This is a genomic window from Sulfurospirillum diekertiae (genome assembly GCF_011769985.2).
GTDB lineage: Bacteria > Campylobacterota > Campylobacteria > Campylobacterales > Sulfurospirillaceae > Sulfurospirillum > Sulfurospirillum diekertiae.
Genome location: NZ_CP039734.2, coordinates 74,557 through 96,835, shown reverse-complemented (window position 1 = coordinate 96,835; position 22,279 = coordinate 74,557). Strand labels below are relative to the sequence as shown.

The window sequence follows — 22,279 nt, the reverse complement described above, 5'->3', positions numbered from 1 at the left end:
AGATGAAAAACGTACTTCTAACGCTTACCACACTTGTGCTTCTTAGCGGTTGTAGCATCAAAGAAACGTCGCAAAGACCCTACAACTATTCTCTAGAGCCTATGATGAAATTAGAGCGATTTAGCGTTGCCAATCAGGACGTGCTCAAAGTTGCCTATATTGATGCACCCAGTGGTCTTAATTCAAGAGCCATTGTGTATAAAAAAGAGGGTGCAATGTTGCCTTATAAATACGGTGTATGGAGCGAAACGCCTCCTTTAAAACTTCAATACCTCATCACGGAGGCGTTGCAAGATCAACATCATTTTGGATCTGTTATTTCAGGAACCTCTATGGCATCGAATAACTTGGTCTTAGAGCCCGTTATTCAAAATTTTGAAGAAGTTTTTCGTGAAGATGGCACATCTTATGTGCATGTAAGCATACGTTTTCGTCTTGTTGAAATCAAAACAGGTGAAGTGCTAGGGAGCACTAAACTTTCTTCCAAAAGAGATGTCACCAATACCCATGGTGCAGAAGGTGCCGTAGAAGCATTTAACACAGCAACTGAAGATGTGATTAAAAGCCTCTCGATCTGGATCAATGAACTTCGGAAATAAACAATGAAAAAAGTGCTCTTTGGCTGTTTAATTCTTATGAGTTTCTTATTTGCCAAGACCGATTTTAGTGAAATGAGTACAGAAGAGCTGATAGCGCTTATTGGTTATGTCGACCAAAAGACAGAAGAGCATTTTTACCAAGAACTTGACAAACGTGTAACAACCATGAGTGAAGAAGAAAAAGCGCTCTATGATGAAGATAAAAAGAGAAGAGACAATGCCCAAAACTAGACTTCTTCTTTTGGAAGACGATACCAATCTGAGCGAAACAGTCTGTGAGTTTTTGGAGTCTAAAGGCTATCATGTTACGCCTGTCTACGATGGTGAAGCCGCAGAAGAACTGATATATGAACATCAGTATGACCTCTTTTTACTGGATGTCAATGTTCCCTCTTTAAATGGATTTCAACTCCTTAAACGCGTACGCCGTGAAAATAATACAACCCCTGCCATTTTTTTGACATCCCTAAATGCTATTGAAGACTTAGAACATGGTTATGAAAGTGGTTGCGATGATTACTTACGCAAACCCTTCGTGCTTAAAGAGCTTCTCTTTCGTATCGAAACTATTTTAAAACGTGAGTTCTTTCATACTCAAAGTCCTAAAATTTGCATTGATGAAGGTATTGAGTATGACCCACTTAATAACCAACTGTTAGTCAATCACAAAGTAGTACAACTCCAAAACAAAGAAGCAAAATTACTCAAACTCTTTTTACAAAAGAAAAATGAAATCATCAGCCATGAGATGATTATGGCACATTTGTGGGAATACGACGAACAAGGTAGTGACGATACACTGCGTACTTACATCAAAAATCTTCGTAAAATTATGGGGAAGGATCGTATTGTTAGTATTAAAAAACTGGGATATAAATTTACGCTCGCGTGAGAAAAAAACGCTTCGATCGTTTCTATTTCTCTACGCCTTTTTAGCACTCCTAATTTTAGGATTTGTAGCTTTTTTATACTATGGTTTAGAGCGTGATTTAATGCTTCAGAATCAAAGAGAAGCTCTCTCTAATCTTACAAATGAGCACATTGCACGTCTCAAATCTTTACATGTAAACCTTGGAAAAGAGCAAACGTATCCAAGAGATGAACGATTTAATTCTGCTATTTACGACAGTAGTCTTAAACAAATTTTTTCAACATTGAGTACCAATAAAGTCAATCTTTACGAAGATATTTACCTCAAAAGAAATCATATCTACTTTGTTAAAGAGCTAGAATCTTATTATTTGGGTGCTCGGTATATTGTGATTGAAATCGATGCACCACTTTCATGGGAGAAAAAAGTTTTCCGTAAGCTTTTGACGTATGGTGCCATTATTTTTGGTATTTTGATTGTTATTGGTTATTTTTTGCTGGCTCTTCTTCTTCGTCCGATGAGAGACACCATTACGCTCTTAGATCGCTTCATTAAAGACACAACCCATGAACTGAACACGCCTGTCAATACAATTCTCTCTAATATTGAGATGATTGAGCTTACGGCATTAGATGAAAGTTTGGCAAAAAAGATAAAGCGCATTACGATCGCATCTAAAACCATCTCAAATCTTTACGATGATCTTACCTATTTAGTGCTTTCACATCACATCATTTCTCATGATGAAGAGGTCGATCTTAAAGTTATCATTGAAGAGCGATTGGAGTATTTTTCACTTCTCATTGAATCAAAAAAACTTACTTTAACGTCTACACTTGAAGAAAATGTTTTTTTGATGATAGATCGTAAGAAAATTGCTAAACTGATTGATAATATTCTCTCTAATGCTATCAAGTACAATAAAATTGGGGGAACGATTCATGTGCTTTTAACACCTGAATACATTGAAATCAGTGATAGTGGAAGAGGCATCGAAACCAAAAAAATCAATCAAGCCTTTGAACGCTACGTGAGGTTTGATCATACGGTCGGAGGGTTTGGTATAGGACTTAGTATCGTAGCAGCTATTGCCAAAGAGTATACTTTACATGTAAGCATCGACTCTAAACTACACGAGGGAACGACAGTGAGGATTGCATGGTAAAAAAAATTCTTATTTTAATGATTATAACCTCTTTTATCTGGGCGAAAACAGGAGTCTATGAGAAAAATTGCATTCCTTGTCATGAAGATATGCCAATCAAAATTGATAAATTTTTCTACCGCTATCTCCTCAAATACAGTAGTGAGATGGAAGTTAAACATGCTATGAGTAAGTATCTTAAAAATCCAAAAGCAGAAAACTCTATTTTAGTTGATGGACTGATTAACCGCTTTGGTGTGAAGAAAAAAACGACACTTAGTGACACAGAACTCCAAGAAGCACTCGATACGTATTGGGAGCAATACAAAGTTTTTAATAAATTAAAATAATTACTTTTTTATTTCACAATAAATTCACTTTTAATCTATATAATTATCCTATTATTTACATAAGGAGTTACGATGAAAAAGATATTGTTTTTAGCAGGTCTTGTATGTGCTACTTCTATTTTTGCAGCTGATGGGGAAACTCTTTTTAAAACCTGTGCAACCTGTCACGGAGCAAAAGCAGAAAAAGCAGCATTGAATAAATCGCAAATTATTGCGGGTTGGGATGCGGCTAAAATTACAGCAGCACTTGACGGTTACAAAGCAGGTACATACGGTGGTGTACTAAAAGGTACAATGACGGCTCAAGTCAAAAACCTTAGTGCGGATGATGTAAAAGCACTCGCTACCTATATCTCTTCAATCAAATAATCAATAGAGGAGAGATTTTCTCTCCTCTATTGATACTGCTATATTTCAAGCCTAAAATCTATTATAAGCTTCTTCATTCTTCCATTTTCTTACTATCTCTAAATTTAACATTAAATTAACACTGATATGTCATTGTTTTATGCAAGGAAACTTTTAGTTTTGAAGTGCTGTTTACCCGAGTTGATCGCCAAACCCACATCGGATAAACACAACGTGCTTGTTGCAACGCAAGAAAATTCTACTCAAACAAGGCTTAAATACTAAGCTTTTTCTGCGTTAACCACAAGCACATTCTTACATGTAATAATAAAAATGGTTTGCAAAGGCAGAGACACCTCCCCTCTTGGTGCAACGTTATGTCACAAAATAATACGTATGAAGAGGCTCTACTTTTACAAACCATTTTAAAAATCTTAAGGAGGTGTTAGGTGGAATACATTGGATTATATCCTCTATTCTATTTTCCGCAAATTGGTTCAGCTTGGCTGATGGGGATTACGGGCAGTATTCACATTATGGCGTCACATACGTCTGTGGGTGCCGCTTTATTGTTTGCTTTTTTAGCACACAAAGCGTACAAAGAAGATAGACCAGAGCTTTATGACTATATGAAAAAGTATGGTATGTTCTTGGTTATTTTCTCTTATGTGATTGGTTCTATTACGGGACCTGGTATTTGGTATACTGCCACAGCAGCAAGCCCAAGAGGTATTAGTGCGCTGATTCATAACTTTGTGTGGGTATGGGCAACCGAATGGGTTTTCTTTATTGTGGAAGTCATTGGCGTCTTTACACTGATTTACACCATTGGAAAAATTGATCGCAAGACACATCTTAAACTGACCTATATGTTTGCGCTGGCTTCCGTTTCAACACTTTTCCTTATTATCGGTATCATCAGCTTCATGATGTGGCCAGGAACAGAAGCCTGGTATCAAACAGGATCAGCCAGTGATGCATTCTTTGGCATCAATACCTTCCCTCATATGTTCTTACGTATCGGCTTTATGATTGTAATGTCCGCCATCATTGGCTTCATCATTAGCAGCAGTCTCAAAGAAAAAGAACTCAGAATTGAACTAACACGTAAGCTGGCTGTTATTGGTATGATTGGTGGATTTACGGTGATGATGTCTTTCTTATGGTATATCCAAACATTGCCTCAAAGTGCATGGGATCTTTTCCACGATGTTTTATGGGCACGTGATGGCATGACGCGTATTATTGTGGTCAGCATTATTGCACTTTATTTAATTTTAGCCTTTGCACTTCCTCGCTCCATCAATACCGTTTTAGCCGTTGTAATGATGCTTGTGATTGGTGTGATTGGTGTTTGGCCTGGTGAAAAAATGCGTGAAAGTATGCGTAAGCCTTATGTTGCAGGTCGTTACATCTATAGTAACCAGCTGATTGCCCGCGATGTTCCAGGTAAACATGTTAAATCTGAAATGGCACTTGTGGCAGAAAAAGGTTTATTAAAACTAGACCCATTCGTTCCCGATCATCTTAGAACCATCACGCCTGAAAATCAACTTGAAGCAGGAAAGCTCATCGCTAAGATTGCCTGTTCAAACTGCCACTCTTTGGAAAAAGGGGCTAAGTTTAGGCCATTACCCGATAGATTCCCACAAATGGATACTGCTACGATTGAGACCATATTGACGGATGTTGTAGCAGCTGGAGTTCGTAGTTATATCCCACCGATTAAACTACCAACGGATGAAACAAAAGCGCTAGCAGCTTGGCTTGCTACGCAAAATTAAGAGGAGGAAAACTATGGATATCGGTCTTGTTTTGAACACGCTACGCGATCCTGCTGGCGTACCATTTTACCCTATTGTATTTCAAGCATTGTATATTTTAACATGGGCATTGCATATTGCCTTTGTGCTTTTAGCATTAGGAAGTATTCCTCTTGCATTGATAGGTTCTGCTCAAAAAGCCGTTGATGAAAACTGGAAAAAATTGAGCACTCATATGACACAAGTTGCGAAAATTAGTGTCTCTTTACTGATTGTTTTAGGCGTAGCGCCTCTTTTATTCACGCAAGTCATTTACGATGCTAACTGGTACGTCACAAACACCATCTCCGGTCTTTGGGTCGTTGCATTCATCTACATTCTAATTTTGGCCTACTCTCTTTGGTATTGGTTTTACTATGCCAATAGAAACAACTCACCGATAGCAGGGATCATAGGCATCGTCTCTTTTGTTGCATTCATTGGTGCAGGTGTTTTGATGCACGCGTTTGCAAATGAATCCATTCAACCCGAACAATGGATGAATTGGTACGCACCTAATGGCGTAGTCGATACATCAGGAACGGTTTTACACATTGATATTCTTCGCTTAGCGTTCATGGTTAGTCTTAGTGCCCCCGTTACAGGTATCTTTTTGCTCAATTACGTGGATTACACCTCAAAATGTGATGGGTATACCGCTGAGTATCTTGCGTTTGTGAAAAACCTTGGTAAAAAAGTAGCCATCGTAGGATTGCTCATTAGTGCTGTTCTTTTTGCCGCGTGGGTACTTACACTCAATATGCTCTTCAATCCATTGGTGCTTGCCATTGTACTATTTGTTCTTATTTTACTTTTCATGGTCATCAAAGAGAGCAATAGCTACATCACAACCCTTGTTTTAGTGGTTACAGCACTCTTGATTTCAACACTCCGAGAAGTGATTCGTATGAATATCATGAGCAAATACGGTTATAGTATCTACGATTATCCAATGAACATCGACTGGCCAACGGTCATTATGTTCCTCTCAACGTTTGTCTGTGTTGGATTTACGGGCGTTGGATTTATGCTGACTTTAGCGTGGAGAGCAGGACGCACCAAAGGACTCTATACGGCAGATGGTACCGTGACAAAACTCGCAAATGCTACGGTTGGCATTACGATTATTTGGGCATTGGTTTTTCTCGCGTGGGGACTTGTGGTTGTCTTTAAAAATACGCTTTAGGTGGCTATCTATCGCTGTTTGCAAGGCTAAAATTTAGCCTTGCATCTTTACATGTAAAAATTAATAAGTGAAAATCCCCACACAACGACAAAAATAACGATACTTAAAAAGACAACGGAGCTACCTGCATCTTTTGCACGTCCTGCCATTTCGTGGTACTCAAGCGTTACAAGGTCTGTCACACGTTCTATTGCACTGTTAATCGCTTCTGCCATAGGAATGCCCATCAGTGCTATAAACATCACGAGTTTGGATAAAAGATCCAAAGGAAGCAGATACAGAACAGGAAGTAAAATAACTACAAGCCCCAGCTCTATTTTAAATGAAGTCTCATTAGCGATCATATCTTTTAAACCTTTGAGCGCATAGGTTGTATTTTTAAAAAAATGATATTTAGGTTGGTTTCTCACACTAAGCCTTTATTGATGTTTGTAGGTTAGTATATCTTTTGTACGATCATAGAGTGCTGTTTTAACCCCCATCACACCTAAAATTGTATGAAAAAGATTGTCATGTGAGTATTCTTGTGATGATCTTTGCTCAAGAGATGCTATATCAATGCGTTCCTTGCTTTGAGAGCCAAACCACATCAGTGCCCCTATATGTGTCTGCTCTTCAGGAGCCATAAAATAAGGAATCCCATGCAAATAAAGCCCTTTTTCACCCAAAGACTCCCCATGGTCTGCCATATAGATCATTGATGTTTGGAAATTTTGATCATTCTGTTTTAAAAAGGCAATGGTTTTAGAGAGAAAATAATCCGTATATAAAATAGCATTATCATATGCGTTTCCGATCTCTTCAGCACTGCATTTTTCGACTTGATTGGTTTGGCATACGGGGGTAAATTTTTCAAATGCTTTCGGGTAGCGTTTATAATACGCTGGACCATGATTACCCATCTGATGAAGGACAATAACGATATCACCTTTTTGCGCATCAACATATTTTTGTAATCCAACTAACATTCCCTCATCACGACATTCATCTTCACACAGTGTATTGTTTTGACTTATTTTATAATCTTGATACTCTACCCGTAAAGCAACGCCTTTGGAGTCGGAATTATTATCGCGCCACAATACATTGACACCGCTGTGTTTAAGTACATCGATAACATTTTCAGTCGACTTCGCTTCTTTACCACTGTAGTTTTGGCGTCCTAAATTAGAAAACATACAGGGTACGGAGATAGCAGTTGATGTCCCACAAGAATAGACATTTGAGAAATTAATAATATCCTCTTTTTGCAGTAAAGGATTGGTCTGTCTTTCATAACCATTCAGTGAAAAGCGATTAGCACGGGCCGCTTCACCAACAACGACAATGGTCAATTTACGAGTAGCACCTTCTTCTTTTGTTGCATCTAGTCCAATCTGTTTCAGTGTTGCTTCTTTCTTATAAAAGCTATTGTACATATAACTTCCTACAGAGTATAGGCAATAAGTTGGATTGGTATAGTACCGTAAAGGTTTATTTTCTCTAAAAAATGAGGTGTAAAAACGATTAAAGGCAAATAGCATCACGGCAATCAAAACAAGAGCAATACCAATACTTTTTGCCTTATTCCAAGCCTCTTGTTTGAAACTTCCATGAAGAATAGGTACACGATAAATTAAAAATGAAGGGATAATACCCAAGAAAAAGAAATAGCCTAAAAGATTCCAGTTTATAAGGTCCAATGACTCATTAGCATTGGTTTCCATGGCATTTTGGATCATTGTATCATCAAGAATGACGTTGTAAGTATTCATAAAATAATTTGTTAACGAGGCAATTAATAAAAATGCTATTGCAACTGGTTTCAGAGTATAACGTGAGGCGAATAAACTCAGCAACACTGTTATAATAGCAACCAATACAACGCCTAAAGAGAGTAAAAAGCCACTATTGGCAATGGAGACATCATAGACTTGCGTAACATGTTTAAAAAAAGAAATATTGTCAAAAAGCACTAAAAAAAGTGCTACAACAACGATAAGCTGATTACGGGTTATTTTAAATTTCATTCATTTTCTCTTGATAGTTGGTTTTACATGTAAAGTATAGTTTAGTTTTTTAAACAAATGTTTTTTGCGAGATACCATTTCACGATTGCCATTGTTGAATAACTCATTTCTCGCTGCTCAAAAGGAATTGAACAAACACGCATTTTTGAACTTATGACACCACTTACCAAGGTTAAAAAGAGGAAAAAAGCTATTCCTATTACGATATTATAGGAATAGCCTAACCAGCTACCCACAAGAAATGGCGTAAATGTTAATAGGCCATAAAGGCTAAACATTGCTATGCGGCACCAAAACCCCTTTATTTTGGGAATGATCTCAATAATAGGAGGAACTTCTTGCTCCATAGGTTACTTGAGGTTTGTAAAGTTTACAGGGAAATCAAAATCGCACCCACGAATCGCTTTAATAGCTTCTTGCAAATCATCAATCGCTTTACCTTCAACTCTGACGACATCGCCACGAATCGAAGCTTGAACTTTGAGTTTAAGATCTTTAATCTCTTTGACAATTTTTTTAGCATCATCACTCGAGATCGCATCTACAATGCTCACCGTTACTTTGGTTTTATTGCCACCTGCAACTTCTCGTTTCGTCTCTTTCAGTGCTTTGGAAGAAATCTCACGTTTGATAGCCTCTGAAATGAGTGCTTCAACCATTGCATCAGCTTTAGAATCTGTGGTTGTCACCAAAGTCACCGTCTTGGCTTTTTCATTGTGCTCAAATTCGCACGTAATGCCTTTAAAATCCCATCGATTGGTGATGACTTTTTTAGCTTGTTCGTAAGCGTCTTTAAATTTTTGTTTATCAATCTCTGCGGTAATGTCAAAACTATGCTCTTTTGCTGCCATATATTCTCCTTAGTGTCTTAGATATTCTTTGATATTTTCGCCTACTAAACGCATCAATTCTCGCCTAGCTTCAATGCTCCCCCACGCAATATGGGGCGTAATAATTAAGCGTTCAGGATGCTTTACATGTAAAAGGGGATGATCCTCTATCATGGGCTCAATAGCCAATACATCAAGCCCTACATAAATCTCTTTGGTATCAATAACTTCACGTAAATCATCTTCATTAACGATACCTCCCCGTCCAACATTGACAAGAATAGCACCTTTTTTCATTTGATGGAATTGCTCTTTCGCAATCAAGTTTTTTGTTTTGTCATTTAGTGGTGCATGGATGGAAATCACATCACATGTTTGCATCATCTCTTCTAGACTGATTTGCGTATAAGACGTCTCGTAATGTCTTCCGCTAGCGGAGAAATAAACCACCTGCGCGCCAAAAGAAGTTGCAATTTTAGCAACCTCTTTTCCAATCGTCCCTAAACCAATAATACCCCAACGTTTTCCTTTGATTTCCCAAAAAGGACGATCAATATGGGTAAAAATAGAGATTTTGGTCCACTCACCTGACTTGACATACTGATCATAATACTCGCACTGGCTCAAAAGATTGAGCACTAACATGATGGTTGTTTGTGCTACGGATGCCGTGGAATACCCCGCAACATTTTTAACGACAATGCCTTTTTGCTTGGCATAATCTAAATCAACGTTGTTCGTCCCCGTAGCGGTAATGCAAATGAGCTTTAACCCAGGGCAGGCGTCCATCACCACGGAATCGATGATCACTTTATTGGTGAGTATAATTTCAGCATCTCCAATATGTTCAACGCGCTCAAACATCTCGGTCATCGCAAATGTTTCAAATACCCCAAACTGCTCAAAAAGGCTCAAATCAATATCATTTCCCATGGTACTAGCATCTAAAAAAACGATTTTCATCTTTTAATCCTTTATGCGGTGTCCCACAAATTTTGAGAAGTTTTCCATAATGAGCCCTCCTCTTCGAAAGCCCAGCCCACAAGCCTCATAAGCGAAGAAAACCCCCGCTTGATAGGATTTCCCTTCAACGTCTTTTGGAAGTTCCACATACGCTTGATAGATCGGTTTAAAGTTACCGTAATCGCCCTCAACTTTTGCCATAACAGACATGTCTGTATCGTAAATAATCGTGTTAGCACCTTCGCGTCCAAACGCTCTTTTTTCAACCTGTTTTTTGCCTTTGAGTGGCTCATACGATGTCTCTAACAAAAGAGGATGGTTGGGGAAAAGATCCCACAAAATTTTCATAAATGCTTTGCTTTGAAACAGCAGTGTATATGCAGGATTGAGAATAATCGCTTTTTGCTCACGTACAATTTCATCCAGTAAAAGCGCTAAATCACCCTCTTCTATGGCGATGTTTTCCCAAGGAACCAGTTTGAACCAAAATTCAAAATTTTCATCTCCTTTGAAAATACCTTCACTTCCATTAAACCCGACCTCATCAATATACGCAAAATCCGTATGGAATCCTGCTTCATTCGCTGCTGTTTGAAGAAGTCTGGTAGTATTTTCATCTTCAATATTACCTCGAATCGAAGAGAATAAAATCTTCCAACCATCGTAATATTCTGCAAAATCTTCCGTATTACCACCTAGAACCACAAGGCGTTTGAAATTCTCTTTGAGCGCTTCAAAAACGGTATTAAATTGTTTGGCTTCATCCATACCATTGGCCTTAAGCATTGCCCATTGAATAATGGCTGTCTCATACAATGATGTGGGAGTATCGGCGTTAAATTCGATGAGTTTAATCGGCTTGCCATCAATGCCCCCTGCAAAATCAAAACGACCATAGAGATGCCAATGCACATCATTGGCCCATGAATTTTTAATGAGCTCTACTAAATTAAAAGGAATATTCAGCTCATGAAAAAGGTTGTTATCAATCACATATTGTCCTGCTTCAACAAACATATCATAAAGGGTGTTTGCCGCTTCATAATAGGCTTCCACTTCAGCAGTACTCACCAATACTAATTCATCGACAACATACGATGTTTGATCGGCGTCTGTATGCCAATAAAAACCAATTGACTCCAAAAATTCCTTACTTAACGGTTTTATTTTTTCTACATATAACATCATTAACTTCCTGAACTTGAAGGTACACTTGAGCTTGAAGTGCTACTGGATGAACTGCCGCTGCCAGAACTTGAACCAAAAAAGCCACTGCTTTTCGTTGTGCTACTTGTGCTAGAGGTGGACATTGGTTTGTTAAAACTAGTTGTACTGCGAGAATAAGCTTGCGGACTTGAATAATTAGTTGCCCTTTGATTTTGATAGGTTGGATTATTAAAAAGTTTTCCACCTATCCAACTACCAATCATACCTCCAGCAATACTTGAGAGAAGAATACCACCCAAACCCATTTGCCCTGAGTTCATATTTGAATTAGTTAAAGGGGACGTGTTGTTATCGATTTTTTTTGCTTCTTCTTTGACTAAGGCATCTATTTCAGTTTGTGATAAAATACGCTCGCTTCCATCAGGCTTTCGAACAATAACACGCGTGGTTGAACTTGGATACTCTTCGGCTATTTTATACTCTCCTGTGGCGCTTTCATCAACAATGACAAGTGCTCCTTGTGTTTTTGCTGCATCTGCAAGAGCATTTTTATTCTCATCTTTTTGATCACAGCCTTGCATACTTACAAGAACCATTACACCAATGCCTCCTGCAATCATATAATCTGAAATTTTACGGATATACTGCACGATTTTTATTCTCCTAGTATTTCTTTAAGTTTTTTGCCTTTTTTAATAAAAAGTTTGCCATTTTTATCCATAACATCATTCAATTGACCTATCTTTTTACCAATTTTATCACTGATATGTTGTTTTTCTTTTTTGGAAAATCCTTTTTCTTTAAGATAACTTCTCAAATCTCTCCAGTCACTATAAGACTCAAACATATCTTCTACAACCCTATTTTCTTCATCTTCATCTAAAACGTCGGCCTCCTCAAATGAAAAAGGTGTTGGTGAGGCTGTAACATTACTAGAAGGAACGATGGTCGTGGGTGTGTTAGTAGATGTTACTGTTTCATTCCCTGTATGTGTGATTTGCCGATTGGCTAAAGTCAGAATCGCTTTAAGTTGCTCATCTCTCTCTTTATAGATCATTTCAATTTTTTCTTTCGATTCAATCAATAAACGTTCTTTATCAGCAATGAGACGCTCTTTATCCGCTTCGAGTTTTTCATTTTTAAGTTTCATCTCTTCAAGTTGTACTTTGAGAAGTTCAACATAAGCACTCTCTGTCACATTTTCTATTTTGCGAATCGATGAACCTTCCTTTAGACTACTTTTTGTTAGTAAAATGTACTTGACGCCATTTTCAATAATACTTTGTAGGGAACCACGTCGCAAACGATTGTAGATAGCCTCTTTGCTCACGCCTAAAAGCTTTGCTGCCTCAATAACAGTTAGTTTTTTATCCATCTTGATGACCCTTTTGCTAACGAAGAGAAATATATTTGTTCTTATGTTATCACAGCTTAGTTTAGTTTAGTTTGAGGAAATTGTTTTGAAGGATAAGAAAAACAGCCAAGAAGATAACTTCTTGGCTGTGTGTGTTAGAGTCGTGACTCGTAACGGCGAAGCATATAAAGTCTTTTCAACTGTTTTTTGCGAGCACTAATTTTATCTTTTTTGCGTTTTTCTGTTGCTGTTTCATAGAAACGTCTTGCACGCACTTCAGTTACAACTAGGTTACGATCAACTTGTTTTTTAAACTTTCTATACGCTTCATCGAATGAATCGTTAGGATGTACTTTAATTCCTGGCATACTCTATCCACCACCTTTCTGATGAATTTAGGGATGCATTCTATCTAACTACAATTACATGTAAGCTTAAATCATTTCCCTGATTATTCGTATTAATGCTTATAATATAAAAATTGACGATAAAAACTAATTTTATATTGACTTTATACGTCATTAAATGTATACTTTCAAATAAAACAATGATAAAAAGGTGACATTTTTATGAATATTGTCCTTTTAAAGACGAGGAGTAATGACTCTTCAATGGTTGTTCAACAGAAACAGATCTTGAAATATGCTCATCATCATGATCTTGAAATCAATACTACAGAGATCGAAAATTCGGATCCTGCATTAGAGCTTGAAGAACGTAAAGAGTTCAAAGGATTCTTGCGATCTCTTTCTAAACATGATCATATTATCATCTTTGATCTTTTAACCTTCTCTAACAATGTTGAAGAATTAGTCAAAATCTTTGAATGTTTACTCACACGCTCCATCTCTATACATATTGCCGATGTCAATACCTGTATTCACGTTGACTCAAAACCATTAATCTTACTTGATCTTCTTGTCAAACAAAGAGAATTCATTAAACAACTTGATAAAGAAAAAACGCAAGGAAGACCAAAAGGTAGAATGTCTAAGTCAAAATTTGACATCCATCGTCCTTACGTCATTGAACTCCTTGAAAAAAAAACTTCTATTAGTGAAATTTCAAAAATTTTAAATGTTAGTCGTACGTCATTAAAAGACTATGTAAATTCTAGAGGTCTAAAAGAGCTTGTAAAAGCAAAATTTTCACTTCTTAAATCATCCAAACAACAACCACTCACACTAAAATCTTCTGTTGCGAAAGAGTGTTCACTTATTAAGCAACCAGTAGATTACACAGAAGGAACCACACATGAATTGTAGCAACGATTGTTCAACTCAACCTACTTATTATAGGTTGAAACGCTATATGAGTTTTGGCATTATTACGTTTATATCCCTTGTTTTGCCATTTATCACCATAGAGGGTAAACACTTCTTTTTGCTTAGTTTTGATAAAAAGCAGTTAAACCTCTTCTTTACTGCTTTCGATATGCAAGAACTTTACTTAATGCCTTTTGTCATTATGCTTTTTTTCTTAGGTATCTTTTTTATTACAACTCTCGGTGGTAGAGTTTGGTGTGGTTGGTCATGCCCACAAACGATTTTTAGGGTTATTTTTCGTGATCTTATACAAACAAAACTGTTAGGAATTCGCAAAAATATTCATAACAAACAAAAAGAACCTGAAAATCAGCTCGTAAAGCGTTTTATAGCTATCATCATTTGGGCATGTTTAGCTCTTCTCGCTGCATCAAATTTTTTATGGTATTTTATACCTCCGGAAGACTTTTTTGTTTACCTTCAACATCCTCTTGACAATACTATTATGTATGGCTTTTTGATAGGCATTACTGCTTTTCTAGTCTATGACATTGTGGCACTTAAAGAGAATTTTTGTATTTATATTTGCCCTTACGCACGTATCCAATCTGCACTTTTTGATGAAAATACCATTCAAACGATTTATGATGTAAAGCGCGGTGGTCAAATCTATGATGCAAAAGGGATGAAGCTTAGTAGCAAACCACCTTTGGCAACCGATGATTGTACAGGATGCGAAGCATGCGTTAGAGTTTGCCCAACGCATATTGATATTCGCAAGGGAATGCAACTAGAGTGTATTAACTGTTTGGAATGTGCAGATGCATGTACACCTATTATGGAAAAACTAGGTAAACCTTCTCTCATTACATGGACGAGCTATAATGCAGCAGAAAAAGGTGTAAAAACACAGTATTTTCGTTTTAGAACCATTGCTTACATGGTTGCCCTTAGTATTGCACTCATCGGACTCTTTGCTATGGGAACTCAAAAAGAATATATGCTTTTAAATATCAACAGAACTAGCCAACTTTACAAAATGGCAGACGATGGTAAAACAGTTGAAAATGTTTATACATTCTTATTTCAAAATACTGACACTAAAGATCATACATACTATTTTGAAATTTCAAATAAAGATATCAAAATTGATAAACCAAGCGAGCCTTTTTTATTGAAAGCAGGTGAGAAAATGAAGAAAGTTGTTATTCTTAATGCTGCACCAAAAGAGCTAAAAGAAGAAGGCGAAGATTTACCAATTACAATTAAAGCATATGCAGTTGATGCAAAAGAAAAGATTATTGTTAATCGACATACAATTTTTATCTATCCAAAACGAAGTGATGTTTAGCCTTAAAATACTATTTGTGTATGCAAGATAAGAAGTTTAAATCTTCTCTTGTATACACTCTCTCCTTTTTCCAATCTCGAAATTATAAAGTAGTTTTCAACAAATCTTAGATTTTATATTAATGGAGTAAATTCTGTAAGAAAAAATAAGTATAAGAAGAAATAAGACGATGGCATGCTAACCATTCGTCTTATATGTGTAGTGTATTAAAGCGCTGATTTTGCCTGTTTTACAACAGTTGCAAAGGCTTCAGGGTCATTCATCGCCATATCTGCAAGAATCTTTCTGTCTAAATCAATATTTGCTTTGTTTAGCGCATTGATGAAGCGTGAGTAGCTAATGTCATTAAGTCTGCATGCTGCGTTAATACGTGTGATCCAAAGTCTTCTAAAATCTCTTTTCTTTTGTCTTCTATCACGAAATGCATAAACTAAACTTCTCTCTATTTGCTCTTTTGCTTTTCTAAAGTGTTTTCTTCTTCCACTAAAGAAGCCTCTTGCCATCTTTAAAATTTTCTTGTGACGTCTTCTTCTGACGATACCTGTTTTTACTCTTGCCATGGTGTCTCCTTGACCAAATAAATCAATGTCGGTGTCCCATCTTGGGAACTTACCCTCATTATGAGGGGAACATTACATGTAGGGTGAATGACTCTTGTCAAAAACTCTTTTTAAACTATGCTTTACAAAGCATTAATTTAATGGACTTCTCATCGCGTGCATCTACCACTTTAGATTCTTTCAAACCACGCATTCTTTTCGTTGGTTTTTTAGTAAGAATATGACTTCTAAAGGCTGCGCCTCTTTTAATCTTGCTCTTACCTACTCTAAAACGTTTAGCGGCACCGCGTACCGTTTTCATTTTCGGCATGCATACTCCTTATATTTATTCTAAAATCTAAATGAGGAAATATCCCCTCTAGCGTTAGAAAACGGCTATAATAGCTTAATTTTCCTTAGAGAGGATTAAAATAAAGAAAAGTTACGATGAGTTATAGGTTATTTTTTAGGAGTAACCAACATATTAATATAACGACCTTCAAGCTTTGGTGTTTTTTCACGCTCAGCGATATCTTCCAACATTGGCCAAAGGCTTTCTAAAACCTGCTCTCCAATCTCTGGATTAGACATCTCTCGCCCTTTTAGGAATACCCTGAAACGTACGTGTTTGCCCTCTTCCAAAAACTCTCTAGCATGTTTGATTTTATAATTAACATCATTTGCAGCAATTTTTACAGAAAGTTTGATCTCTTTGATCTCAATAATTTTCTGATTTTTACGTGCTTCTTTCAGTTTTTTTTCTTGTTGGTATTTGAACTTACCATAATTCATAATTTTGCAAACCGGGGGCTTTGCATCAGGTGCGATTAAAACGAGATCTAGTCCTAGCTCATCCGCTTTTGCAAGAGCCTCTTTTCTGGTAATAATGCCATATTGTGTACCATCATCACCAACACATCTTACCTCAGCTGCCCTGATCTCGTCGTTCAGTATGACATCTTTGTCTTTACTCAAAAGTGTACCTCACTAAGTTTCTCCTTCATTTTTGATATTAATGCTTCTTTAGTCAAATTATACTGTGTTCTTTCGCGTCTATCTCTTACGGCAACACTTTGTCCTTCAACTTCGGCATCACCAATGACCAAAATCATTGGCACGCGCATCGTTTCTGCATTGCGAATGCGTTTATTGAGGCTCTCATTTTTGGAAGAGACTTCTACATCAATTTCTTCAACCATAAGTTCATTTGCTAATGTTTTAGCATAAGCCAAATGTGCATCTGAGATTGGAATAATCACGGCTTGCGTTGGTGCAAGGAAAAATGGAAATTCTCCCGATGTATGTTCAATCAAAATACCAATAAAACGCTCAAATGAACCCAAAATTGCACGATGTAGCATGACTGGACGTGCATGTTCATTGTTTGCATCAATGTAGGAAATATCAAAACGCTCTGGCAAATTAAAATCAACTTGAATGGTTCCACATTGCCATTTACGTTTAAGCGCATCGGTAATCTTAATGTCAATTTTAGGGCCATAAAAAGCTCCACCACCTTCATCAATGCCATAATGAATGCCGTTTTCATCAAGTGCATTCTTTAAGCCTTCCGTTGCTGCCTCCCAGTATTTTTCATCACCAATTGATTTCTCAGGGCGAGTCGAAATTTCCATCTCATACTTAAATCCAAATGTTTTCATAATAGAATCGACAAAACTTAAAATTTCTATAACATTTTCTTTAATTTGATCCGGTGTACAGAAAATGTGAGCATCATCTTGAGTAAATTCACGCACGCGGAATAGCCCATGGAGTACACCGCTTTTTTCATGACGATGTACAACACCGTATTCAAAAAATTTAAGTGGTAAATCGCGGTAACTTCTCACTTCACTTTGAAATACTTTAATATGCCCTAAACAGTTCATTGGTTTAATGCCATATTCAGACTCATCAATGACAGTGAAATACATATTCTCACCATAATTCTGGTAGTGACCACTAATTTTCCATGCATCAGATTTTAGAAGTTCTGGCCCTCTTACAGGTAAATAACCTCGCTTGCGATGTGCTTTAAAAAGGAGTTGCTCCAACTTACTTCTTAATTTGCCACCATTGGGTAACCAAATTGGAAGACCTGCACCTACTTCATCATCAAAGGTAAAGAGCTTAAGTTCATTACCGATTTTGCGATGATCTCTCTTTTTTGCTTCTTCAATCATAGTAATATAATCTTTGAGGCTCTCTTTATCTGCAAAAGCTATACCGTAAATACGTGTTAGCATTTCACGTTTCTCATCACCACCAAGATAGGCACCTGCAACTTTAATCAGTTTAAAAAATCTAAGATATTTAGTATTGGGAACGTGAGGTCCACGGCATAAATCTTCAAAATCCCCTTGTTTATAGATAGATACTTCACCATCAGGGATTCTTAGCAAAACTTCTTGTTTAAGATTGTCATGTTCAAAACGTTTAATAACAGCCGTTTTAGTCGTATAAATCTTCTCAATTGGCAACTTAGCAGTAGCAAGCTCTGCCATCTTTTTTTCAATCTCTTTAAGATCAGCATCACCAATCTTTTCATTAACACGAAAATCATAATAAAAACCGTCTTCAATGACAGGTCCAACAAAAAATTGTGCATCTTTATATAATGCTTTAATCGCTTGAGCCATTAAATGTGCACATGAGTGACGGATTACTTCAAGAGCATCTTTTGAATTATCAAATAAGATTTTGTCTTCGTAAGTCTTTGAGGAGGCAGCAGCAGTTTGGGTGTCAATGACGAGAGCACCTTCTTTATAGGCTATAACATCATTCATCATAATAAGATCCTTTTACTTGTATGAACTCCCAAACAGACGGGAGAACAAAAAATATGGTGGCCACGAGAGGATTCGAACCTCCGACCACTACCATGTCAAGGTAGTGCTCTACCAACTGAGCTACGCGACCACACAATTTAAGAGCTGAGATTATACCAAAAAAAAATAAAATTGCAACTATTTTCATCATAGTAGGTGGATAAATCGAGCATCTAACTTTCTTTTTTGCTTTTCCAAGAGTGATATAAAATCAGAATTACTCCAAAATCAATCATTACATCGGCAAAATTGAAAACAGCAAATTCAAAACCATAATGCCAGAAAAAATAATCTACAACACCACCATGGATAAAGCGATCGTAAATATTACTCAGTGCTGCACCTGAAATAATTCCTATAGGAAAACTATAGTTTCGAAGTATGTCTTTATAAAATAACAGATAAATACCTAAACCACCAACTAAAAATAGTTGAATATACTTTAGATACTCTTCTAAAAAAGCGAACATTGAAAATGCTACACCTTTATTGTAAGTCAAAATCAATGAAAAGAAACTCCCTTGCCAGCGAAATCCTTCTAAGAAAAAAGTTTTAATCAATTGATCTACAAAAAAAACACAACATAATGAAGCAATAAGAACAATCCATCTTCTATTCATTCAAGGCACTTTTAAAAAATTTGACTGTTTTCTCCATACGATCTTCAAGAAGCTTTTCATCTTGACCTTCAAGTAAAATACGTAATAAATTTTCTGTTCCTGAATAACGGATAAGAACTCGGATTTTTTTGCTTTCTAGTTCGGATACTAACTTGTCATAGCCTTTGAGTTCAGCAAGAGGAATTTTATTATCGACTTTAATATTTTGTTGAAGTTGAGGATAAAGCTCAAAAGGACTAAATAATTTACTCACTTTTTGTTTTTCTGTGAGCATACAGTGCATAACAGCAAGAGCAGCTACTAACGCGTCACCTGTTTTAGCAAAATCAGACAAGATAATATGCCCACTTTGCTCGCCTCCAAAGTTTATTTTTTCCCTATATAAGGCTTCTAAAACATTTTTATCCCCTACATCACAACGATAGGTTTTTATACCTGATTTATTAAGATAATCTTCTAACGCTTGATTACTCATAACAGTAACACAGACACCTTTGTTAGCAAGCCTATTTTGCCCTTGTAAAAAAGTGGCAATTTTTCCTATGAGCTTATCACCATGAATAGGATTTCCGTTTTCATCAACAACCACTAAACGATCAGCATCACCATCAAAAGCAAAACCTAAATCTGCACGAAGACGGCGTACTTCTTCTCCAAGTTCCTCAGGATGTAATGCTCCACAGTTAAGATTAATATTGCTACCGTTAGGTTCATCATTGATCATAATAACATCAGCACCAAGTTCATTAAAAATAGTTGGTGCAACTTTGTAAGCCGCGCCATTGGCCGTGTCAAGAACAATGCGCAATCCTTTAAGCGTTAACGCTTTAGGAAAAGAATTCTTGATTTGTACAATGTAACGACCAATCACATCATCAACTCTTTTAGAACGGCCAATATCAAATTCCATTTTTTGATTTGCTTCAATTAATGCATCATCGTAATAAATTTTTTCAATGGCTGCCTCTTCTGTTTCGCCTAGTTTATTACCAAATGAGTCGAAAAATTTAATTCCATTATCGAAATAAGGGTTATGGGATGCGCTAATCATGATACCTGCATCACAACGCATATCTTCCGTTAAAAAAGCAATTGCAGGAGTAGGCATAGGACCAATTTGTCTTACATCGTAACCAACGGCCGTTAAGCCTGATACAATCGCATTTTCAATCATATAACCACTGCGCCTCGTATCTTTACCTACTAAAATTTTATTCGTAATAGAATTTTTACGAAAATAGATACCTGCAGCCATTGCCAAACGCATCGCCATAAAAGCACTTAGTTTTTTGCCTGCTTTACCTCTAACACCATCGGTTCCAAAAAGTTTCATTGTTTTTCCTAATGTCATCTATACATTCAATCAATTATGATTATGAAATTGTAACAAAACTTTTCTAATCTTTACATGTAAAAGGGTATGCCTCCCATTTTCTACAGTTATCTATATTTACTTAGTGTCAAAAATCAATCATTGACATACCCTATACATAACAATAAAAAATTATTTTAAAAGAGAACTAATGAATATATCGTTATATTATTAATTAAAAATTGATCAACCTACGCAAAACAATGCCTTTTTTATTTTAAATTGCCCTTAAAATAAGTTGTATTTAATATTTATTTTTATATAATCTACGCCTAAATTTAAAAACGAAAGGCTTATCTATGGCAAACCACAAGTCAGCAGAAAAGCGTATTAGACAAACAAAAAAACGCACTGAAAGAAATAGATTTTATAAAACTAGAATCAAAAATCTAACACGTGCTGTAAGAGAAGCTGTAGAAGCAGGTGATCAAGCAGCAGCTGAAGTTGCGTTGAAAAATGTGAATAAAAACTTTCATTCTTATGCAGGCAAAGGTATTTTAACTAAAAATACAGCTGCTCGCCGTGTAAGCAGATTGTCACAACTCGTTAATACGCTAGGTAGTGTTGCTGCATAACTTGCGGCAACTCCCTCTTTATTTTAGTTCCCATCCATGTTGAAAGATAAATTACTCCCATTTCTCGAACGTTATAATGAGCTCTCTACACTTTTAAGTGATCCTAATATCGCTACAGATATTAAGAAAATGACAGCGCTTTCCAAAGAACAGTCAGGATTAGAGAAAATCAAAGATAAAACACTTGAATATCTTTCAACACTTGATCAAATTGAAGAAAATAAACTTCTCTTCGATGATGAAGAGCTCGGTGAACTTGCAAAAGACGAACTTCGGATTCTTGAACCTCGCAAAGAAGAGATTGAAGAAGAGATTAAACTTCTCTTGCTTCCTACAGATCCCAATGATGAACGCAATATCTTTTTAGAAATTCGCGCTGGTACCGGTGGAGATGAAGCCGCTATTTTTGTATCAGACCTTTTTAAATCTTATCTTCGCTACGCTGAAAATCGTGGTTGGAAAGTTGAAATTGTCTCACTCAGTGAAGGTGTACTGAATGGCTATAAAGAGGTTATCGCGCTTATTAAAGGGCAGGGTGCTTTTTCACGTCTTAAATATGAAGGTGGCGTTCACAGAGTTCAACGTGTTCCTCTTACTGAGTCACAGGGCAGAGTACACACTTCAGCAGTTACAGTTGCGGTTATGCCTGAAGTTGATGATGTTGAGATCGAGATACTCGAAAAAGATTTGAAAGTTGATGTTATGAGGTCTTCTGGAAACGGTGGACAATCAGTCAATACAACCGACAGTGCCGTAAGAATTACCCACTTACCTACAGGTCTTGTGGTGGTTAATCAAGATGGTAAATCACAGCATAAAAACAAAGATGCTGCAATGAAAGTGCTCAAAGCAAAACTTTATGATATGCAGATGCAAGAACGCAATGCTAAAGAGAGTGAAGCACGAAAAACACAAGTTGGATCAGGCGATAGAAGTGCTCGTATTCGTACCTACAACTATCCACAAAATCGTATTACTGACCATAGAGTAGGGCTTACATTGTATCGTTTGGATGCTATTATGGAAGGTGGTTTTTATGATGAAATTATCGACCCTATTATTACACATTACCAAACAGAGCTTATGAAAGAAGCAAACCTTTAAAA

At 36.7% G+C, this 22,279-nt stretch carries 26 protein-coding genes and 1 tRNA gene; 12 read left to right on the top strand and 15 right to left on the bottom strand.

All coding sequences use genetic code 11. The features are described from left to right. Window positions 1-2: 2 nt before the first annotated feature. The 8 genes from FA584_RS00560 to FA584_RS00525 all read left to right on the top strand — a co-directional run bounded on the left by FA584_RS00560 (window position 3) and on the right by FA584_RS00525 (window position 6,300). Entirely contained in the window at window positions 3-599 is a 597-nt protein-coding gene (locus FA584_RS00560) for an ABC-type transport auxiliary lipoprotein family protein (protein ID WP_096045515.1), read from the top strand. A gap of 3 nt (window positions 600-602) precedes the next feature. Next, window positions 603-830 (top strand): DUF1104 domain-containing protein, encoded by a 228-nt coding sequence (locus FA584_RS00555; RefSeq protein ID WP_167749939.1) that lies wholly within the window; start codon window positions 603-605, stop codon window positions 828-830. After that, complete coding sequence (locus FA584_RS00550) at window positions 817-1,491, top strand: response regulator transcription factor (protein WP_096045513.1); 675 nt, start codon at window positions 817-819, stop codon at window positions 1,489-1,491. Before FA584_RS00555 ends, FA584_RS00550 begins: the two co-directional genes overlap by 14 nt. Beyond that, window positions 1,448-2,635 carry a sensor histidine kinase gene (locus tag FA584_RS00545; protein WP_167749938.1) on the top strand — a complete coding sequence of 396 codons (1,188 nt, stop codon included), beginning with the start codon at window positions 1,448-1,450 and terminating at the stop codon, window positions 2,633-2,635. The genes FA584_RS00550 and FA584_RS00545 overlap by 44 nt, the downstream gene beginning before the upstream one ends. After that, window positions 2,629-2,964: a hypothetical protein gene (locus FA584_RS00540; RefSeq protein ID WP_167749937.1), complete on the top strand. Its 336-nt coding sequence runs from the start codon at window positions 2,629-2,631 to the stop codon at window positions 2,962-2,964. Before FA584_RS00545 ends, FA584_RS00540 begins: the two co-directional genes overlap by 7 nt. A gap of 72 nt (window positions 2,965-3,036) precedes the next feature. Next, the gene (locus tag FA584_RS00535) at window positions 3,037-3,333 is read left to right on the top strand and encodes a c-type cytochrome (protein ID WP_167749936.1); all 297 of its coding nucleotides are present in this window, start codon (window positions 3,037-3,039) and stop codon (window positions 3,331-3,333) included. A 428-nt stretch (window positions 3,334-3,761) separates the two neighbouring features. After that, window positions 3,762-5,096 carry a cytochrome c gene (locus FA584_RS00530; protein ID WP_167749935.1) on the top strand — a complete coding sequence of 445 codons (1,335 nt, stop codon included), beginning with the start codon at window positions 3,762-3,764 and terminating at the stop codon, window positions 5,094-5,096. A 13-nt stretch (window positions 5,097-5,109) separates the two neighbouring features. Beyond that, window positions 5,110-6,300: a hypothetical protein gene (locus FA584_RS00525; RefSeq protein WP_167749934.1), complete on the top strand. Its 1,191-nt coding sequence runs from the start codon at window positions 5,110-5,112 to the stop codon at window positions 6,298-6,300. Between the two features lie 47 nt (window positions 6,301-6,347). On the opposite strand, the gene FA584_RS00520 is transcribed toward FA584_RS00525, so the two are convergent. From FA584_RS00520 to rpsU, 8 genes are all read right to left on the bottom strand, one after another. Further along, complete coding sequence (locus FA584_RS00520) at window positions 6,348-6,710, bottom strand: diacylglycerol kinase (RefSeq protein ID WP_096045507.1); 363 nt, start codon at window positions 6,708-6,710, stop codon at window positions 6,348-6,350. A 9-nt stretch (window positions 6,711-6,719) separates the two neighbouring features. Beyond that, on the bottom strand, window positions 6,720-8,309 hold the full coding sequence (locus FA584_RS00515; RefSeq protein ID WP_167749933.1) for a phosphoethanolamine transferase: 1,590 nt from the start codon (window positions 8,307-8,309) through the stop codon (window positions 6,720-6,722). Between the two features lie 350 nt (window positions 8,310-8,659). Continuing rightward, the gene (locus FA584_RS00510) at window positions 8,660-9,160 is read right to left on the bottom strand and encodes a YajQ family cyclic di-GMP-binding protein (protein ID WP_096045504.1); all 501 of its coding nucleotides are present in this window, start codon (window positions 9,158-9,160) and stop codon (window positions 8,660-8,662) included. Window positions 9,161-9,169: 9 nt separating this feature from the next. Further along, window positions 9,170-10,102 carry a D-2-hydroxyacid dehydrogenase gene (locus tag FA584_RS00505; RefSeq protein ID WP_167749932.1) on the bottom strand — a complete coding sequence of 311 codons (933 nt, stop codon included), beginning with the start codon at window positions 10,100-10,102 and terminating at the stop codon, window positions 9,170-9,172. 3 nt (window positions 10,103-10,105) lie between these two features. Further along, window positions 10,106-11,287: a glutathionylspermidine synthase family protein gene (locus tag FA584_RS00500; RefSeq protein WP_167750664.1), complete on the bottom strand. Its 1,182-nt coding sequence runs from the start codon at window positions 11,285-11,287 to the stop codon at window positions 10,106-10,108. 2 nt (window positions 11,288-11,289) lie between these two features. Then, window positions 11,290-11,919, bottom strand: a complete 630-nt coding sequence (locus FA584_RS00495; protein WP_167749931.1) for a UPF0323 family lipoprotein — start codon at window positions 11,917-11,919, stop codon at window positions 11,290-11,292. A gap of 5 nt (window positions 11,920-11,924) precedes the next feature. Further along, complete coding sequence (locus tag FA584_RS00490) at window positions 11,925-12,644, bottom strand: helix-turn-helix domain-containing protein (protein WP_167749930.1); 720 nt, start codon at window positions 12,642-12,644, stop codon at window positions 11,925-11,927. A 134-nt stretch (window positions 12,645-12,778) separates the two neighbouring features. Continuing rightward, complete coding sequence (rpsU, locus tag FA584_RS00485; RefSeq protein ID WP_025343347.1) at window positions 12,779-12,991, bottom strand: 30S ribosomal protein S21; 213 nt, start codon at window positions 12,989-12,991, stop codon at window positions 12,779-12,781. Between the two features lie 201 nt (window positions 12,992-13,192). Between rpsU and FA584_RS00480 the strand changes: the two genes are divergently transcribed. Together FA584_RS00480 and ccoG are read left to right on the top strand one after the other, a co-directional pair. Further along, on the top strand, window positions 13,193-13,888 hold the full coding sequence (locus tag FA584_RS00480; protein ID WP_167749929.1) for a recombinase family protein: 696 nt from the start codon (window positions 13,193-13,195) through the stop codon (window positions 13,886-13,888). After that, a complete protein-coding gene (gene ccoG / locus FA584_RS00475) occupies window positions 13,878-15,239 on the top strand; it encodes a cytochrome c oxidase accessory protein CcoG (RefSeq protein ID WP_167749928.1) in 1,362 nt (453 codons plus the stop codon). Before FA584_RS00480 ends, ccoG begins: the two co-directional genes overlap by 11 nt. Window positions 15,240-15,445: 206 nt before the next feature. On the opposite strand, the gene rplT is transcribed toward ccoG, so the two are convergent. From rplT to glmM, 7 genes are all read right to left on the bottom strand, one after another. After that, a complete protein-coding gene (gene rplT, locus FA584_RS00470) occupies window positions 15,446-15,799 on the bottom strand; it encodes a 50S ribosomal protein L20 (protein ID WP_087437415.1) in 354 nt (117 codons plus the stop codon). 115 nt (window positions 15,800-15,914) lie between these two features. Continuing rightward, window positions 15,915-16,109, bottom strand: coding sequence for a 50S ribosomal protein L35 (rpmI, locus tag FA584_RS00465; protein WP_087437414.1), 195 nt, complete (start codon window positions 16,107-16,109; stop codon window positions 15,915-15,917). A 128-nt stretch (window positions 16,110-16,237) separates the two neighbouring features. Next, window positions 16,238-16,753, bottom strand: a complete 516-nt coding sequence (gene infC / locus FA584_RS00460) for a translation initiation factor IF-3 (RefSeq protein ID WP_088437167.1) — start codon at window positions 16,751-16,753, stop codon at window positions 16,238-16,240. Further along, window positions 16,750-18,567: a threonine--tRNA ligase gene (thrS, locus tag FA584_RS00455; protein WP_191342064.1), complete on the bottom strand. Its 1,818-nt coding sequence runs from the start codon at window positions 18,565-18,567 to the stop codon at window positions 16,750-16,752. The genes infC and thrS overlap by 4 nt, the downstream gene beginning before the upstream one ends. A 54-nt stretch (window positions 18,568-18,621) precedes the next feature. Then, window positions 18,622-18,697 (bottom strand) — tRNA-Val (locus tag FA584_RS00450). 82 nt (window positions 18,698-18,779) lie between these two features. Beyond that, window positions 18,780-19,226 (bottom strand): signal peptidase II, encoded by a 447-nt coding sequence (gene lspA / locus FA584_RS00445; protein WP_167749927.1) that lies wholly within the window; start codon window positions 19,224-19,226, stop codon window positions 18,780-18,782. Beyond that, the gene (gene glmM / locus FA584_RS00440; RefSeq protein ID WP_088437165.1) at window positions 19,219-20,559 is read right to left on the bottom strand and encodes a phosphoglucosamine mutase; all 1,341 of its coding nucleotides are present in this window, start codon (window positions 20,557-20,559) and stop codon (window positions 19,219-19,221) included. Before glmM ends, lspA begins: the two co-directional genes overlap by 8 nt. Before the next feature lie 338 nt (window positions 20,560-20,897). Between glmM and rpsT the strand changes: the two genes are divergently transcribed. Then, on the top strand, window positions 20,898-21,173 hold the full coding sequence (gene rpsT, locus FA584_RS00435; protein ID WP_025343336.1) for a 30S ribosomal protein S20: 276 nt from the start codon (window positions 20,898-20,900) through the stop codon (window positions 21,171-21,173). Window positions 21,174-21,209: 36 nt separating this feature from the next. Then, window positions 21,210-22,277, top strand: a complete 1,068-nt coding sequence (gene prfA / locus FA584_RS00430) for a peptide chain release factor 1 (protein ID WP_096045495.1) — start codon at window positions 21,210-21,212, stop codon at window positions 22,275-22,277. Window positions 22,278-22,279: the final 2 nt, after the last annotated feature.